This window comes from Microcoleus sp. MOSTC5 (assembly GCF_036701825.1).
Lineage (GTDB): Bacteria > Cyanobacteriota > Cyanobacteriia > Cyanobacteriales > Microcoleaceae > Microcoleus > Microcoleus asticus.
On the sequence record NZ_JAUBRK010000099.1, the window covers coordinates 1 to 16,934 of the forward strand.

The window sequence follows — 16,934 nt, forward strand, 5'->3', positions numbered from 1 at the left end:
AGCCCTAGAGCGCTACGATACGGCTTTGAAACTCTACGAGCAAGTAGGAGACAAACTGGGCAAAGCCAATACCCTGCAAGCCATCGGCGATGTTTTGCAATTCCTCAAGCGCTGTGAAGAAGCCCTAGAGCGCTACGATACGGCTTTGAAACTCTACGAGCAAGTAGGAGACAAACTGGGCAAAGCCAATACCCTGCGTGGTATCGGCGATGTTTTGCAATTCCTCGATCGCTGTGATGAAGCCTTAGAGCGCTACGATACGGCTTTGAAACTCTACGAGCAAGTAGGAGACAATCTGGGCAAAGCCAATACCCTCAAAGCCATCGGCGATGTTTTGCAATTCCTCAATCGCCGTGAAGAAGCCCTAGAGCGCTACGATACGGCTTTGAAACTCTACGAGCAAGTAGGAGCCAAACTGGGCAAAGCCAATACTCTGAAAGCCATCGGCGATGTAGCATTAGCTAACGAGCAGTATCCGGAAGCACTTCAGCATTACCGACAGGCGTTAGCTTTAGTCGAACAAATTCACGATCTATACAGCACAGCCCGCGTCTGGTATTACATCGGCACAGCTTACGCGACACAGGGCGACAAGCCTGAAGCAATTTCAGCTTTCACTACCGCCACCAGCATATTTCGGAATATCAAGTTAGAGGATTTGGCTCAGTTTTGCGAAGGAGCGATCGAGGAAATAGATAACCCCAAAAACATCAAATCGCAGGCGAATTATCCAATCCTGTATCCGCATTAATCTGCGTTCATCTGCGGTCAAAAAATATCGATCGCCCTTTCTAATAATTCAGAAGGGCGATCGCCCATAATTCATCAAACGAGCGATCGACCTTATTGCATCCGCGTTAATCTGCATCCATCTGCGGTTCAAAAAGAGCGATCGTCCTTTCTCAGTCAGATTCAGAAGGGCGATCGCTCAACTATTACCTATAATTCCAATCAATCCCTCTTTCAAAGACTTGATATCTACATCTTGAAGCCTTCCCAGCTTTTTGAGGATTAGTTGTTTCTCAATTGTCGTAATAACTGGCTTAATCATAGAAGGTTTTAAAAGCCCAGCCGATCGCCAATCTGTTATGACAATATCACAGACTTTCGGGCTACTGCTAACTTGGCTAGTTATACCCAGAAGAATGCGATCGGGATATTCTGCATTATAAACGTCAGAACTAATCACAACTGCTGGACGTTTTTTATTGGTAGTTTGATCTGTAAAAGGAAACGGAACTAAAACCACCTCACCAAAATTATAACTCGTCATACTCCGCGTCCTCTGGGTTATCCCAAATTTTAGCAAAAGCTGCTTCTGAGAGTTTAGTTGCAGTATAAACGAGAAGACGATCTTCACTTCGCGTTAAAAGGAAATCGATAAAATCTTCTAATACCGTAATTTTATCTGGCGGTAAACTACGGATTTTTTCCATCAGCTTTGTTTCAGGGTTTTGGGCGACACTCATGTTATCTCTCACTTGTTAATGTTAAATTAGCCTACATTTTATATTCTATCAATTTAATTAAATTTATTCCTTCGCACATTCTTCTAAACCTAATTCCGCCAATTCCTGTAACTCTGTCTCTTCTGCATAGACTTCCGCATAGAGCATCGCTGATTCTTGCAACTGCTCGGTTTATAACGCTAATTCCAACCGTTGAATCGCTATCCTAACCAATTCACTATGATCTTTAAATCCATAGTTTTGACAGAGTTCTAAAAATTTTATCTGAGATTCATCTAGTTTAAATGTTTGCTCTTTCATAGTAAAAATACTAGGAAGCTTCAGAAAGTTAGTTATGTCAAAAGCTGTTTTTAGGAAGCCACTATCTTTATGATAACATACATTCGTAGATAGTCTGCAAAAAAGCTAGCAAGTATTAATAACACCCTATTCACCCCAAAACTATGAAAAAAATCATCATCGGTATCATGGGCCCGGGCGATAGTGCCACAGCAACCGACTTAGAAAACGCCTATCAACTCGGACAACTCATCGCCGAAGCAGGATGGATATTGCTAACGGGCGGGAGAAATGTCGGCGTCATGGATGCCGCCAACAAAGGAGCAAAATCAGCTAACGGTTTAACTGTCGGCATCCTTCCGGGGAATGACACTCGCGGCATTTCTGAAGCTGTAGATATTGCCATTGTCACCGATATGGGAAACGCCAGAAATAACATTAACATTCTTTCTTCAGATGTAATAATTGCTTGCGGTATGGGGACGGGCACTGCTTCGGAAATAGCCCTCGCTCTGAAAGCTAACAAACAAGTTATATTGTTAAATCACAGCGCCGAAAGTCAACTTTTTTTTAAAGGTTTAGCACAAATTAACATCTTTGTGGTAAACAATGCTGTAGAGACAATGAATCAAGCTCGCGAAATCCTAGTAAATCCCAGATGAAATCCAAGATGAGAGTAAGCAAATTCAACTTTTGTGCGATCGGCATTTTCCTGACTTTGGGGATTTTCGTCACTACCAAAGCAGACGGAGGAATTGTACAGTTCACTTTCAGCAACAAATCCACTCCTAAATTAGCACAAACCCTCCCTCCTCCTCCCCCTTTCGCACCGCCTGTTACCGAACAAGAAGCACCACCTATTCGCAGCGAATCCGTACCCGATCAAATAGGTTTAGCAACCCATTTGCAGACAATCAAAGCTAGAATGTACGGTGCTTACTGGTGTCCTCACTGTCACACGCAACAAGAACTTTTTGGCAAAGAAGCATTTACGGTAATTACTTACATTGAGTGCGATCCCAGAGGCAAAGATGCTCAACCGGATTTGTGCAAAGCTGCTAATATTAAAGCTTATCCCACTTGGGAAATTCGGGGGAAATATTACACGGGCCGGCAATCTTTGGAAAAACTTGCTATTTTATCCGGTTATAAAGGCAGCAACAATTTTCAGCCACAAGTTCCCTCTCCTTAAAAAGATATTATAACTGGCAAGGCAAACATTATCAGTTACAGCACCGAAATTCACCTAATGGGACTTAGAGGTTTTAAGCCCCTAGAGGGACATTAAAACCTCTGGTTCGCACTCGCAAAGGAAAGAGGTCGATGACTTAACAATGGCTGAAACCCCTGTAAATACTAGATTTATGCCTATTCGATCTGAAAGTCTCGATCCAATCCATCTAGGTTTGAAGCCTTTTTCGCCTCAATTTTTGTCTAAGTCCCTCTAAATCAAATGATTTCTGAGTTTCGTCGTTTTAGATCGATCGCAAATCGATCTACCAAGCTCAACAACAAACACTTATCTGTAACTTGCAATTAAGATAAATTAGTCAGGATAACAGCTTCCAGATTGACCTGTTACAGTATTTTCTAATAAGTTAGGCTCCATTGTGTACGATCGCATCTATAATAAGTAGGATGCGATCGCTAATCCTATCAAACAGCATGACAAAAGGTTGCGATGACTCATTGCAAATTTTAATTACTTAGCATAAGATTTAGTAAGGTGAAATCAACCGTGAAATATCAACTCCTTTTTTTTATACCAACCTAAAAAATTGCTCGAGTTCGGTTCACTATAAAATCATCAAAAACTTGAGTTTATACTACCCCGATCATTTTTTTTAATAGCATAGGAATTGTTAAATGAAACCGAATTTAGTTACGGTAGCTTTAAGTGCGATCGTCCTCCTCGGGCTGCCCAGTTGCAGTACGACGACCAGCAGTGCCACCACGACAACAGCGCCCACGACTGCGGCAACACAAACCCAAACCTCGATTAAAGTTGGGGCGTCAAGCAGCACGTTGGGTCTGATGAAGGTGCTGCAAACCAACTACGAAGCTAGCGCAAAAAACGTCAAAATCACCAACCTAGAACCAGGGCAGTCCGAAAATATAATTGATGGGGTTAAACAGACATTAGTCGATGTAGGTGCAATATCAAGAACATTAAAGCCAGAAGAAAATGATGGCACTTTAGAGTCTCGTGATGTTGCCCATGATGCCCTTTTAGTGGCCACTCATTCCAGCGTCACAGGGGTGAAAAACCTCACTACTGAAGACATCAAAGGCATTTATAGCGGCACTATCACCAACTGGAAGGAACTCGGAGGAACCGATGCTAAAATTGTGCTGCTCGATCGCCCAGAAGATGAATCTGCCAAGCGGCTATTGCGGAAATATTACCTAGGAGCAGATTTAAAAAATTCATCAGAAGCAGTAGTATTTCGGAAAGAAGGGGAATTGATCGAGGCAATTCAAAGCACTCCTTACAGCATCGGTACCTTTTCCCTTGCTCACGCCATTTCCGATAAACTACCTGTCAACCGCCTCAGCCTCGACGGGGTTGAACCAACACGAGAAAATGTCAAAGCGGGCAAGTATCCGATGGTTCGGACAATTTCAATTCTCTGGCACAAAAAACCTTCAGAGGCTACCCAAGCGCTACTTCAATACATCTCAAGTCCGCCAGGAATCAACGCGATGGAGCAGTCTGGCTTTATTTCCGTGACCCAATCCGCCAAGAATTAAGAGCTGTGGCCATCCGATCGAGATACCGGCGGTTACCCGTTTCCGCCAAGTTGTTATCGCCTCTGTTGTTGGCATTTCTGAGTCTATGGACTCTCGGAACCTTGGGTTTTGGTTATTTTGCTAGAAACAATTTAGAACAGATGGCACGAAACGAGATCGTGGATCTGGCTAGTATGCTGCGGGAAACTCTCAAGCAAAGGCAAGAATCACTCAGTGTGAAAGCTCGTTCTGTGAGTGAGGATAATGATGTCATCAGAGCAGTAGCTGAGGGCGATCGCGCTTTATTACTGCGAACTGTATTACCAATCCAAGCTGGTTTAAAATTGGATTTGATCAGAATAGTTGACACTGATGGTCAAGTCTTAGTGTCTTCACAGTTGGGAGCAATAAGGCAGGCGAAATTGCAGGATGCCTCTGTCAACCGTGCCGCCCGCATAGGAGTAGAGTTATCAGGCATTCTCCTGGCAGAAAACGGGGCTCCATCTTCGATGATTGCCTCCATCTCGATCAAATCATTTAAAAAAGTGCTAGCTGGCTTGGCTGCGGGAGTAGCCATCGACGACACAGCGCTAAAGTCAATTCGTGGCGACACATCCATAAATTTGGTGGCTTTTGAGGGCGAGAGGGTGACGGCAACTACTTTGCCACTTCAGCGCGATCGACCTTGGCAATTTCGACAGCCAGACGGGTTGCCCACCAAAATCAGGATTGCAGGTGAAGAATACCTGATCGCAACAATCGAATTACAAAGTTTTGATGAGGCAACTCTCCAAATTGCTGTACTCAAGTCTGCTAAGGAAATAGACGAAGCAGAACACCATTTATGGTTTGTGGTAGGTGGCTTTGGTCTATTAGGAAGTGTCCTGATCGCAGTCGTGATGATCGGAGGTTTCCGTCTGACCCAAGCTCTGAGCCTTCGCATTCAAAGACTGACTAAGGCAACCCAGGAATTGGCCAGAGGCAATTTAGCCATTGGTATTCCGGTTGACAGTCAGGATGAAGTAGGGCTTTTAGCTCAGGGATTTAAGAGTATGGCAGAGCAACTTATGGCTCGCGATCGGCAACTGAACCAACAGTTGCAACAACTAGAGAGTACCCTTGAAGAACTGCACCGCACCCAGAGTCAGATGGTGCATCACGAAAAAATGTCGGCACTGGGGCAAATGGTGGCAGGGATAGCGCACGAAATCAACAACCCGGTCAGCTTTATCTACGGCAACCTGTCTCATCTCAACGATCACATCCATGACTTACTGCGATTACTAGATGCCTATCAAAAGCACTATCCCAACCCGTCCCGATCACTTCAAGATGACCTAGACGATGTGGACCTAAACTTCCTACAAGAGGATCTCACTAAGATTCTTAAGTCGATGAAAATGGGCACCAGTCGCATTCGGGACATTGTGGTTTCGTTGCGTAGCTTTTCTCGTCTGGATCACTCGGAATTCAAGGCTGTCGATATCCATGAAGGCATTGATAACACCTTGATGATTTTAGAACATCGCCTTCAAGCCCAGCCAGAACGCCCAACCATTGAAGTAGTAAGAGAATATGGCGAGTTACCGTTGGTAGAATGCTATGCAGGTCAACTTAATCAGGTGTTTATGAACTTGCTATCAAATGCGATCGATGCTTTGGAAGATAGCAATGAAGGACGTAGTTTTCAGGATATTGCTGACCAACCGAATCGGATTTGGATTATGACTACCAAAACAGAACAAGATTGGGTGCAGATTGCGATCGCCGATAACGGTACTGGCATTCCAGAGAAAGCGCGATCGCGCCTATTCGATCCCTTCTTTACTACTAAACCCGTAGGAAAGGGGACAGGATTAGGCTTATCCATTAGCTATCAGGTGGTGAAGGAAAAGCATGGAGGAAAACTGTGGTGTGATTCCACCCTGGGCGAAGGCACGAAGTTTGTGATTGAGATTCCCATAGAGGTCGGACTCAGCCAATAAATAGTTGAGAATCGGTTTGCAGTTTTTCGACTCACTGTCAACCGTCAATAGTCAACTGTCTTCTGACTAAAATACTCTGCTACAATTTTTAAAATCCGCGAGGCAGCCAAACCGTCACCAAAAGGATTAATTGCCATTGCCATTGCGTTGTAAGCTGCGGAATTGCTGAGCAATTCTGCCGCTGCTGTGAAAATTGTATCAGAATTCGTACCGACAAGTTTAGCCGTCCCCCCAGAAATAGCCTCTGGTCTTTCCGTGGTTTCTCGTAATACTAAAACTGGCTTGCCCAAACTAGGTGCTTCTTCTTGCAAGCCGCCGGAATCTGTGAGAATTAAATGACATCTCTGCATCGCTCCTACTAATTCTGCGTAATCTAAAGGTTCAGTTAAAAATACTCTCGGATGGTCGCCCAAAAGAGCTTGCAAAGGTTCTCGAACTGTCGGATTTCGGTGTAGAGGTAAGAGCAAGGCTGTATCGTGAAAATTATCTAAGATTTGGAGAAATGCCTGAGCAATTCCTGCTAAAGGTTCTCCCCAATTTTCCCGGCGGTGAACTGTTGCTAAGATAGTGCGATATTTGCTCCAATCTAAATTAGGAATATTGCATTCTGGTTCGCGTTTGGCTACTGCAAGCAAAGCATCGATTACTGTGTTGCCTGTAAGGTGAATTTCTCCCAAAACGCCCGATCGCCCTAAATTCTCTTGGGCAAGCGCTGTCGGGGCAAAATGCAGCCGTGTGAGCTGAGAAATCAACCGTCGGTTAGCCTCTTCGGGGTAAGGATTGAACACGTCGTCTGTCCGCAATCCGGCTTCTACGTGACCTACGGGTATTTTATGGTAAAATGCAGCCAAAGCAGCGGCAAACGCAGTCGTTGTATCGCCCTGAACTAACACGATTTCGGGCTGCAATTCTTTAAACAAAGCTTCCAAACCCTGCAAACTCCGAGAAGTAATATCCGTCAAGGTTTGCTGGTGCTGCATAATTGCTAAATCCCGATCGGCTTTTAGATCGAACATTCGCATTACTTGCTCGACCATTTCTCGGTGCTGACCGGTTAAAATTACTTGGGTGTCAAAGGTTGGCGAACTTTTGAACCGTTGAATTACTGGGGCTAGTTTAATCGCTTCCGGGCGAGTTCCTAAGACGATGCAAACGCGGTGTGTGGCTTCGGGCATGGTAAAATTAGGTGTAGGTTTATTCATATTGCCGTGTTCGTGGGGGCGGGCTTTGGAGATTGTGGGTTTTACGCAATTATTGTCGGTGAAACCCGCCCTTACAGGATTATTGAGATTAGTACATTTTTGTTAATTGCTTATGCCCTATCGCTACATTCTATTTTACAAACCTTATGATGTTTTAACTCAATTCACTGACAACTCCAACGAAAATAAACGCAGCACTCTCAAAGACTATATTCCTATTCCTAACATTTATGCAGTAGGAAGGCTCGATCGCGATAGTGAAGGTTTGTTGCTGCTAACCGATGACGGACAAATGCAGCACCGCCTCAGTGACCCGAAATTCGCTCATCCCCGCACTTACTGGGTGCAAGTTGAACGAATTCCCGATGCAAGTGCGATCGCAGCTTTGCAGACAGGTGTCACAATTCAAGATTATCGGACTCGATCGGCAAAAGTGCAATTATTGTTAGAAGAACCACCTTTGCCGCCCCGCGAACCGCCGATTAGATTTCGCAAAAACATACCGACAGCTTGGCTGGAAATGACCCTGATAGAAGGCCGCAACCGCCAAGTGCGCCGGATGACCGCAGCAGTAGGGTTTCCGACGCTGCGGCTAGTCAGGAGTGCGATCGGGCATTTGCGTCTGGAAGGCCTCAAACCCGGTGAATGGCGCGAACTAACTCAAGCCGATTTGAGATTTTAGATTTGAGATTTGAGAATTACAGTTAACAGTCTTGACGTTTAGGACATTCTTGATAGTTGAAACTATGACTGTGGCTGCATTTTCCTTCTTCCTTCTTCCTTCTTCCTTCTTCCTTCTGCTTACTTTCGAGGCGGCAAAATAAAACTCTCCTTTCCATTCCGATCTTTTTTTACCTGAGCTCCCAACTTGACAAGAGCTTGTTTCGCCCTTTGACGCACCAATTTATCAGTTGTTTGATCGTAAACCATACTCCAAGCAAGAAACCGCACCGGCACGCTATCGGGATCTCTGCGCAAATACTCAGCAGTTGCTCGAAACATCGGCGCCAATTTCGACCATTCCGGGCTTCCTTGCACCCAATCAGCAGCCATTTCGTGAGAGCGAATTGACTCGGGAATATCCCCCAACAGCAGCAACTCATCAAGACCTTTAGTTCGCCACACTATCCACGATTGGGAATGAATTTGCGGCGAAAGGGCAAGGGCGCTAGTACCGCGCTCTATCAAATTAACAGCAGTTTCAGGCTTTCCCTGATAAAAAGAAATAGCTGTGGAAAGAAACAAATAGATGTCAGCCCACCGCGGGTCGCGCTGCGTAACTATGTCAAAATAATCTTGGCTGAGATTGTAGCCAGTTACATCTCGCGCTTCGTCGTCGCCAAAATACTGCAAAAATTTGAGAAATGTCCAATCTGCAATTAAATTGTCAAACCCAAAACTAGGGATAGTTTTGAGCATTTTCAGCCGCAGGGCTTCTTGCTGCGCTTCTTGCTGTGCGGCTTGTTTGAAACTCGCAGCAGAAATTGCAGAGAGCGGCTTTTGCCCCTGAACGCCAACAGAGGGCATTCCGCCCAACTCCCCGCTCGACTGCATGGCAACGACCCCCGCCAGCGCTGCTAGACCGATAACTCCATTAACTAGCAGGCTCAACCACTTACGCGAAAATTGTTCGATTTTAGCTTCCACGGCACATTTAAATCCAAGTTTTAAATTAAGTTTATTAAAAGAGAGTAGTAATTGGTTGGCGATCGACTAAGAATCTCGTTAAACTGTGCAAAGGGATCGTGGAGCCTCCACACAATAGTTTAAGTAGTAGTGTGAGATTTTTTAGCAATATAAAATCTCAAATCAAAAATCTAAAATCGAATTGAGCCAAATTCAATGAATCAAGCCCGCAGACGCTTTTCTAAGTTACAGGCAGCCCTGTTCAGTGGGGCGATGGCAACAACCGCTTCGATATCTTTACTCGTTCCCGGCCTGAGTCAATCAGTCCGCGCCGAGCTTCAAGATAGCCCCAAAGCTGTCTTAGACGAAGCTTGGCAAATTGTGAATCGAGAGTATGTTGATGGCAGCTTTAACAAGACTGACTGGCAAGTAACTCGCCAAGACTTGCTGAGCAAAAATTATACTTCTCGCGAAGCTGCCTACACCGCCCTCCGCAAAGCCCTAGAGAAATTAAACGACCCCTACACGCGCTTCATGGACCCGAAGCAGTACGAAGCGCTGACGAATCAAACCTCCGGGGAACTGACAGGGGTGGGGATGAGGCTGGAAGAAGACGAGAAAACGAAAGCGATTAGGGTAGTCGAGCCGATGGAAAATTCCCCGGCCCTGAAGGCAGGGATTCAAGCGGGCGATACGATTTTGGTGATTGACGGCAAAGCTACCAAAGGCATGACTGTCTCGGATGCGGCTCAAGTAATTCGGGGCGCTGAAGGCACGAAAGTCACGCTGCGGATTGCTCGTGAGGGCAAAAGCGAGTTTGATATCACTCTGACTAGGGCGAGAATTGAGGTAGCAGCGGTTCGCTACAGCCTCAAGAATGAAGGCGGTAAGAATGTCGGTTACATCCGCTTGCAAGAGTTTAGCTCCCACGCGGGCGAACAAATGCAGGCGGCGATTAAAAAGCTCTCGGATCAGAAAGCTGACGCTTTTGTGTTGGATTTGCGGGGCAATCCCGGCGGCTTGCTGCGAGTCAGCATTGATATCGCTCGGATGTGGATGGATACCGGGGCGATCGTCCGTACAGTCGATCGCGCGGGCGATTCTCAGGAAATGCGGGCAAACCGCACTGCAATCACTGACAAGCCTTTGGTGGTGCTCGTGGACGATAACTCGGCTAGCGCCAGCGAGATTTTGGCGGGTGCTCTGAAGGACAACAAGCGCGCAACTGTGATGGGCGGCCAAACTTTTGGCAAAGCTTTGGTGCAGTCGGTGCATTCTTTGGCTGACGGTTCGGGATTGGCGGTGACGATCGCTCACTACTATACTCCCAACGGTACGGATATCAGCCACAAGGGGGTTACTCCCGATGTTAAGGTCGAAGTAACAGACGAACAAAAGCTGAAATTAGCTAACAAACCGACGTTAGTGGCGACTAAGGACGATCCTGTTTACGCGCAGGCGATCGCACTTTTGCAAACTACTGCTTCGTCTGCCCGTCCGGTTGTTGCTAACGAGCTTGTTCCTGTCAAAAAATAGTTCAAATTGGCAGTCATTCACAATTAGCTTTAAGATAAAACCCGCGCCGGCGGGTTTTGTTTTTTAGTTATTAGTTATAGCAGAAGGAAAAAGAAAGAAGGAGTAAGCGATCGTACCCCTCACCAGAGCGATACAGTCATTGCGACGAAAGACAATCAACCTTTAGCCTTCCTGACTGGTATTAGTAAAACTCTGACTTCTTAAAAAAGTCGGGTATCTAACATATCTCGCATTTTACGTTTAATTAGGTTGACGTACTTAACAATCTGGAGTTAGTCTTAAATCAATCTTAAATTCATATTAAATTTTAAGAATCATGGGTTCTCAACTTCACTGGCAACCTCAACCAATTCACAACGACATATCAAGTCGAGCCGCAGTCTTGCAGTCATCGCTAACCTGGCATCAGACCACGTTTAGTGGAATCTGGTTTGGTAGCTTTGAGTCCGACGATAACGTTCAAGATCATCCCGTCACCATGCTGACTCGCTTCGATCCGGGTGGCTTTTTCCCGCTACACGGACACCCGGGTGGAGAAGAAATTTTGGTACTCCAGGGTAACTTCGCTGATGAAACCGGTGTGTATCCTCCAGGATCTTATATGCTCAATCCCGAAGGGTTTATCCATCGTCCTTATAGCGATGAAGGTTGCCTGACATTTGTTAAATTACGGCAACATGGTGGAACCACTCGCCAGCAGGTGAAAACGAATATTTACGAGTTGTCCTGGCAGCCCGGTGCTATTCCCCAAATTGAAGTAAAGCCCCTTTACGAGCAAGAGGGTTTTCCTGAAAAAGTTTGGGTGGAACGCTGGCAACCTGGCACAGCCTTGTCGAACGTAGTTGAATCTGAGGTGAAAGAAATCTTTGTCATCGAAGGCGCTTGGAGTGATGAGTTAGGAGATTACCCAACTGGTAGTTGGCTGCGGTATTCACCCAATTCTCCCTATAGTCCGTCGTCGGCAACTGGTTGTCTGGTTTATGTGAAGACTTATCCTCTAAATTCAACCCGATTTATTGTTGGAAAAGACTTTCGACAGCCTTTTGAGACAACGGAGTCTTGTGCCTAAGGATTCGCAGTGTAAATTGTTAGACAAAACTTCCCATTTGCGGGGGCTGGACTATAATGGCCAATTGCTAGAAAATGGTTTGTAATAACAGCCAACTATTTAATCCTACTATAATACTAGCGACTAACCAAGCTACTGCTTTGAGCCAAAATGGATTCACAAACTCTCCCATTAAGCGGCGGTTTGAGGTAAACATTACCAAGGGAATTACGGCAAAAGGTAATTGCAAACTGAGAATCACTTGACTGAAAACCAGCAAATTAGTTGTACTACCTTCACCGAACAGGATAATAGAGATCAAAGCTGGTACAATTGCCACCATTCGAGTCAGCAACCGCCGCAACCAAGGCCGCAGACGAAAATTCAAAAACCCTTCCATCACAATCTGTCCTGCTAGAGTTGCAGTCAAGGTTGAGTTCTGCCCCGAAGCCAATAAAGCAAAGGCAAAAATGGCACTGGCTGAACCCACACCCAACACCGGAGAAAGCAGTTTGTAAGCATCTTGAATTTCAGCTACTTCTTGATAGCCCGAAAAGTGAAATGTTGCAGCAGACAATATCAGAATTGCTGAATTAATAAACAAAGCTATTGACAGCGCTACGGTAGAATCAATTGTGCTAAATTTAATTGCTTCCCATTTTTTCTCGGAAGTTTCTTGCCAAGCACGAGTTTGCACGATCGACGAATGCAAGTAAAGATTGTGCGGCATCACAGTTGCCCCTAAAATACCAACCGCAATATAAAGCATTCCCTGATTTTGCAAAATCTCTAGCTTCGGAACATAACCGAGTAAAACTCCTCCGGCATCTGGTTTGGCAAAAAATATTTCGGCAATAAAACAACCGCCAATAATTGCAATAATCGTAATTACCAAAGCTTCGATATAACGAAAGCCTTTCCCTTGTAAAAATAACACCATCATCACATCTAGCGCAGTGATGCACACTCCCCAAACTAAGGGTATGCCAAATAGCAATTGCAGTCCGATCGCACTTCCAACAAGTTCAGCTAAATCGCAAGCCGAAATAGCAATTTCACAAAGTATCCACAGCAAAAAACTAACTCGCGGACTGAAATAATCTCGACAAGCTTGTGCCAAATCTCGTCCCGTTGCCACTCCTAAACGCACGCAGAGTGATTGCAGCAAAATTGCCATCAAATTAGATAGCAAAATCACACTTAATAGCGCATAGCCAAACTTTGCTCCCCCCGCTAAGTCAGTCGCCCAGTTCCCGGGGTCCATGTAACCGACTGAAACCAAATATCCAGGCCCTCCGTAAGCCAGCATCGTACGCCAGAAACCTTTGCTGTTGGGAACGGGGATGCTGCGGTGAACCTCTGGAAGGCTGGGTCTGTTTTCGGGGTCAGTCATTGGTTTTACCGTTAAATAATTTTCATATTCTTTTCATAATCTCACAAAGGTAGCGGAATTTCATCAGTCGGATCGAAATCCGGCAGAGTCACCGTATATATTAAGTTGTGTATATTTTGGAGGTGGAACCGAGGTGCGTGCGATCGACTATGATGAGGTCGATCGGCAAAAATCACCCTTGTCTGGGAATACTTTATTTCAAAACTCTAGTAGCATTGAAAATAGCAGCTAAAGCCACCCCAACATCAGCAAAAACTGCTTCCCACATGGTAGCTAACCCAAAAGCACCCAAAGCAATAAATATGCCTTTGACTAACATGGCAAAAATGATATTTTGCCAGACAATATTGTGAGTTTTCCGGGCAATTTGGATGGCTTCAGCCACCTTTGACGGTGCATCTGACATAATTACAACATCGGCAGTTTCGATCGCCGCATCCGAACCCAAACCCCCCATCGCTATGCCCACATCAGCTCTAGCAAGCACTGGTGCATCATTAATTCCGTCTCCGACAAAGACAATTTTATCGCCTTTTTTAGATTGACCCATCAGTTTTTCGATCGCCTCGACTTTTCCTTCGGGTAATAATTCGGCTAAATAGGAATCTAAACCGAGCTTTTTCGCAACACTATCGGCTACAGCTTGATTATCTCCTGTGAGCATCACGATTCGCTCAACACCCAGTTTCTTGAGGTCGCGAATAGCCTGTACTGCGTCTTCCTTAAGCTCGTCAGCAATCAAAATATACCCAGCGTAGCGGTTGTCTACCGCTAAATGCACGATCGTACCTTCAGCATTGCAAACATCGTGAGCAATGTTTTCTCGATGCAGCAAACGGTCATTTCCCGCAAGCACAATTTGATTATTTAATTTGGCTCGGATGCCGTGTCCCGCTATTTCTTCGTAATCTTTCACATCCGATGAATCTATTTTTCCGCCGTAAGCTTCCAGAATAGATTTCGCGACAGGGTGATTGGATTGAGATTCTACTTTAGCCGCTATTGCCATTAAATCAGTTTGGGAAAACCCATTCTGAGGCACAATTTGTGCTACTTTAAAAACTCCTTTTGTCAGAGTTCCTGTTTTGTCCAAAACAACTGTCTTGACTGCTGTAAGGGTATCTAAAAAAGTCGAACCTTTAACCAAAATACCGCGCTTGGCTGCACCGCCAATTCCCCCAAAGTATCCCAGAGGAATGCTAATCACCAATCCGCAAGGACAGGAAATAACTAACAAGACTAGGGCGCGGTAAACCCATAAAAAGCGATCGGCATTAGTTGCTCCTGAAATCAACAAAGGCGGAATTAAAGCCACTGCTAGCGATGCAAATACTACAAAAGGCGTGTAGTAACTGGCAAATTTGGTGATAAATTTCTCAGTTTCAGCTTTTTTACTTCTGGCATTTTCTACTAATTCCAGAATTCGGGAGATTGAAGATTCGCCGAAGAGTTTGGTAACTTTGACGGTGAGAACTCCTGTCTGGTTAATTGTTCCCGCTAAAACTGTTTCTCCAACTTTCACGGTTCGAGGTACTGATTCTCCAGTTAGTGCAGATGTGTCAATCTGAGAGTTGCCGTCTATAATTTCACCGTCTAAGGGAATCTTTTCTCCCGGTTTGACAAGGATGATATCGCCGACGGCTACGGTTTCTGGCGAAACTTTTCTGATGTCGCCGTTGTCCTTGAGGTTGGCATAATCTGGGCGAATTTCTAAAAGCGATTTGATCGATTGACGCGATCGCCCGATCGCAAATTCTTGAAAAAGTTCGCCGATTTTGAAAAACAACATCACCCCGACTGCTTCAGGGAGTTTGTGTATGGCTACAGCGCCCAGTGTTGCTATAGTCATTAAGAAATTTTCATCAAAAAATCGACCTCGCAGAATATTGCGACCCGCACTGGTTAAAACATTCCATCCGCTTAAAAGATAGGCTGGGATGAAAACTAGATATTCACCTATAGAATAGGGCGTGTTGTGCAGTTTTTCTTCAAAAATTAAACCGCCGACAAATAGTACAACAACCAATATCACAGGAATCAATTCTTGCTTGAGGTTAAAATCTCCGTTCCCGTGGTCGTGGTCGTGGTCGTGGTCGTGGTTATGATTCTCATGGCTGTGTTCGTGGTGGTCGTCGTGACTACAGCAGCCGGAATGGCTCGATTTGGCTTTTTGCATGGTTTTTCCTGGGTTTATTCTAACACATGATAGTATGAATACATATTCATATTATATAGGCAAAAATAAAATATAGTAGATTTTGAGTTAAAAATCTACTATATTTTATAAAAATATTGTTAAGTTGGTAGGGAACGTTACGAGGGATTAAGAGTAATAACTATTCTCAGTTTCCGATTGAGAGAGAGAATGATTATCCATAGTCCTTAGTGATTAACTAATTAAGCCGCCGGATAAATTCTAAAGGCAAACCATCAGTATCGGCAATAAAAGCTACTTCGTAAACATTTTGCCCGATCGCCTGTTGAGTCGGTTCTAATAAAACTTTCAAAGCTTGAAACTGATTTGGTTGGTCTTTAGCAGCTTCCTCAAACCCCTCTTTCAGAGACTGCAACCAACTAGGCAAGTCAGTTGTCGCCTCAGTTAAATCGAAAGATAAATGATAATATCCAACATAATGCTCGTCTCCGAAAGCATCCGGTGCGGGTTTGGGTTCCGGGATTTGAATTAGTTCGATGCGTCCGTTGAGACCTTCCATCCAACAGGCTAGGGTGTAACCTGTGGTAAAGCGATCGCTCACAGTAAATCCCAACTGTTCGTAAAAGGCGATCGCCCGGTGAATGTTAGCAGTGCGAATCGAGGCGTGGTGCATTCGATTTTAGATTTTAGATTTTAGATTTTAGATTTTAGATTTTAGAAGGGAAGTAGGAATTCCGGTTTAGGATTTTAGATTTTAGAGGGTAAATTCGTAATTCGGAATTAAAAACGGTCGCATCTTTAGCGCGAAAGCAATAGAGCCTTCTTGCCTCTTGCCTCTTCCCTCTTCCTTCTTCCCTCTTCCCTCTTCCCTCTTCCTTCTTCCTTCACTTATTCAAACAACCGAAAATAGGGATATCTAATCGGAACTCCCGGCTCTTTTTCCAAATCAAAATTAATCACTTCCCAGCAAGGGTCCTCTTGAGGATCGGGGCTAAAATCCACAGGCAAACCGTACAACCTCGGCCGCGGCGATTCCGACTGGCCCCGCCAAGGCGTGCTGCGTTCCAAATAAGCGCTGATTAAGTCGCGATAGCGTTGAGCAACGATCACGCGAGTTGCTCGGTAGCCTTGAGTATAAAGTCGATCGAGCGCTTCGTGAATTTCAAACCGAATCCCGTCCGGGTGCGTGTGCTGGCGATACCATTCACTCTCCCAGCGGCGCCAGTGTCGCCCAGACTGAAGGTGAACCAGTTCCCCAGTTTTTGGATCTGCCTCAAATGCCCCGTGACGCGGACACAAATAGGTATCCGTGAGCGTTAGAGCCGGAATTGTTTGGCGACAGTGGGGACACTGAATTTCCGGGCCAAACATCGGGTATTGCAAGGCAACTTCAATCATTTATTTGCGTCCCAGCATATTTTCTCTGCAAAAGTGGGTAGAGTCGATAGGGGCATTTCTACCCCTACCTCTCTTTCAGAACCGGACATGAAACTTTCGCTTCATCCGGCTCC

Annotated in this window: 16 protein-coding genes; 8 read left to right on the plus strand and 8 right to left on the minus strand. The window is 45.2% G+C overall.

Annotated elements, in window-relative coordinates:
• The coding region (locus tag QUA54_RS31880; RefSeq protein WP_333418766.1) for a tetratricopeptide repeat protein at window positions 1–751 on the plus strand (751 nt) is incomplete at its 5' end.
• 177 nt (window positions 752–928) lie between these two features.
• Here QUA54_RS31880 and QUA54_RS31885 read toward each other — a convergent pair.
• Both QUA54_RS31885 and QUA54_RS31890 read right to left on the minus strand, forming a co-directional pair.
• Window positions 929–1,273 carry a type II toxin-antitoxin system PemK/MazF family toxin gene (locus QUA54_RS31885; protein WP_333418768.1) on the minus strand — a complete coding sequence of 115 codons (345 nt, stop codon included), beginning with the start codon at window positions 1,271–1,273 and terminating at the stop codon, window positions 929–931.
• Window positions 1,260–1,469, minus strand: a complete 210-nt coding sequence (locus QUA54_RS31890) for a toxin-antitoxin system, antitoxin component, Xre family protein (RefSeq protein WP_333041441.1) — start codon at window positions 1,467–1,469, stop codon at window positions 1,260–1,262. The genes QUA54_RS31885 and QUA54_RS31890 overlap by 14 nt, the downstream gene beginning before the upstream one ends.
• A gap of 443 nt (window positions 1,470–1,912) precedes the next feature.
• Here QUA54_RS31890 and QUA54_RS31895 point away from each other — a divergent pair, with 443 nt between their 5' ends.
• The 4 genes from QUA54_RS31895 to QUA54_RS31910 all read left to right on the plus strand — a co-directional run bounded on the left by QUA54_RS31895 (window position 1,913) and on the right by QUA54_RS31910 (window position 6,463).
• Window positions 1,913–2,410, plus strand: coding sequence for a TIGR00725 family protein (locus tag QUA54_RS31895; protein ID WP_333418770.1), 498 nt, complete (start codon window positions 1,913–1,915; stop codon window positions 2,408–2,410).
• Between the two features lie 8 nt (window positions 2,411–2,418).
• A complete protein-coding gene (locus QUA54_RS31900) occupies window positions 2,419–2,940 on the plus strand; it encodes a hypothetical protein (RefSeq protein WP_333418772.1) in 522 nt (173 codons plus the stop codon).
• 674 nt (window positions 2,941–3,614) lie between these two features.
• Window positions 3,615–4,499, plus strand: a complete 885-nt coding sequence (locus QUA54_RS31905) for a substrate-binding domain-containing protein (protein WP_333418773.1) — start codon at window positions 3,615–3,617, stop codon at window positions 4,497–4,499.
• 140 nt (window positions 4,500–4,639) lie between these two features.
• Entirely contained in the window at window positions 4,640–6,463 is a 1,824-nt protein-coding gene (locus tag QUA54_RS31910; protein WP_333418775.1) for an ATP-binding protein, read from the plus strand.
• Between the two features lie 44 nt (window positions 6,464–6,507).
• Here QUA54_RS31910 and wecB read toward each other — a convergent pair whose 3' ends face one another.
• Window positions 6,508–7,638, minus strand: coding sequence for a non-hydrolyzing UDP-N-acetylglucosamine 2-epimerase (gene wecB, locus QUA54_RS31915; protein WP_333418788.1), 1,131 nt, complete (start codon window positions 7,636–7,638; stop codon window positions 6,508–6,510).
• Between the two features lie 139 nt (window positions 7,639–7,777).
• On the opposite strand from wecB, the gene QUA54_RS31920 reads away from it, so the two are divergent.
• Window positions 7,778–8,347 carry a pseudouridine synthase gene (locus tag QUA54_RS31920; protein ID WP_333418777.1) on the plus strand — a complete coding sequence of 190 codons (570 nt, stop codon included), beginning with the start codon at window positions 7,778–7,780 and terminating at the stop codon, window positions 8,345–8,347.
• A 119-nt stretch (window positions 8,348–8,466) separates the two neighbouring features.
• On the opposite strand, the gene QUA54_RS31925 is transcribed toward QUA54_RS31920, so the two are convergent.
• A complete protein-coding gene (locus QUA54_RS31925; protein ID WP_333418779.1) occupies window positions 8,467–9,312 on the minus strand; it encodes a hypothetical protein in 846 nt (281 codons plus the stop codon).
• A gap of 195 nt (window positions 9,313–9,507) precedes the next feature.
• Here QUA54_RS31925 and ctpB point away from each other — a divergent pair, with 195 nt between their 5' ends.
• Window positions 9,508–10,827, plus strand: a complete 1,320-nt coding sequence (ctpB, locus tag QUA54_RS31930; protein WP_333418780.1) for a carboxyl-terminal processing protease CtpB — start codon at window positions 9,508–9,510, stop codon at window positions 10,825–10,827.
• Window positions 10,828–11,143: 316 nt separating this feature from the next.
• Window positions 11,144–11,896 (plus strand): cupin domain-containing protein, encoded by a 753-nt coding sequence (locus tag QUA54_RS31935; RefSeq protein ID WP_333418782.1) that lies wholly within the window; start codon window positions 11,144–11,146, stop codon window positions 11,894–11,896.
• 67 nt (window positions 11,897–11,963) lie between these two features.
• Here the strand turns inward: QUA54_RS31935 and QUA54_RS31940 are convergent, their stop codons facing one another.
• The 4 genes from QUA54_RS31940 to QUA54_RS31955 all read right to left on the minus strand — a co-directional run bounded on the left by QUA54_RS31940 (window position 11,964) and on the right by QUA54_RS31955 (window position 16,821).
• Window positions 11,964–13,268 (minus strand): Nramp family divalent metal transporter, encoded by a 1,305-nt coding sequence (locus QUA54_RS31940; protein WP_333418784.1) that lies wholly within the window; start codon window positions 13,266–13,268, stop codon window positions 11,964–11,966.
• A 193-nt stretch (window positions 13,269–13,461) separates the two neighbouring features.
• Window positions 13,462–15,444: a heavy metal translocating P-type ATPase gene (locus QUA54_RS31945; RefSeq protein WP_333418786.1), complete on the minus strand. Its 1,983-nt coding sequence runs from the start codon at window positions 15,442–15,444 to the stop codon at window positions 13,462–13,464.
• A gap of 217 nt (window positions 15,445–15,661) precedes the next feature.
• Window positions 15,662–16,096 (minus strand): VOC family protein, encoded by a 435-nt coding sequence (locus QUA54_RS31950; RefSeq protein ID WP_172187156.1) that lies wholly within the window; start codon window positions 16,094–16,096, stop codon window positions 15,662–15,664.
• 215 nt (window positions 16,097–16,311) lie between these two features.
• The gene (locus QUA54_RS31955; RefSeq protein WP_172187154.1) at window positions 16,312–16,821 is read right to left on the minus strand and encodes a TIGR02652 family protein; all 510 of its coding nucleotides are present in this window, start codon (window positions 16,819–16,821) and stop codon (window positions 16,312–16,314) included.
• Window positions 16,822–16,934 lie beyond the last annotated feature (113 nt).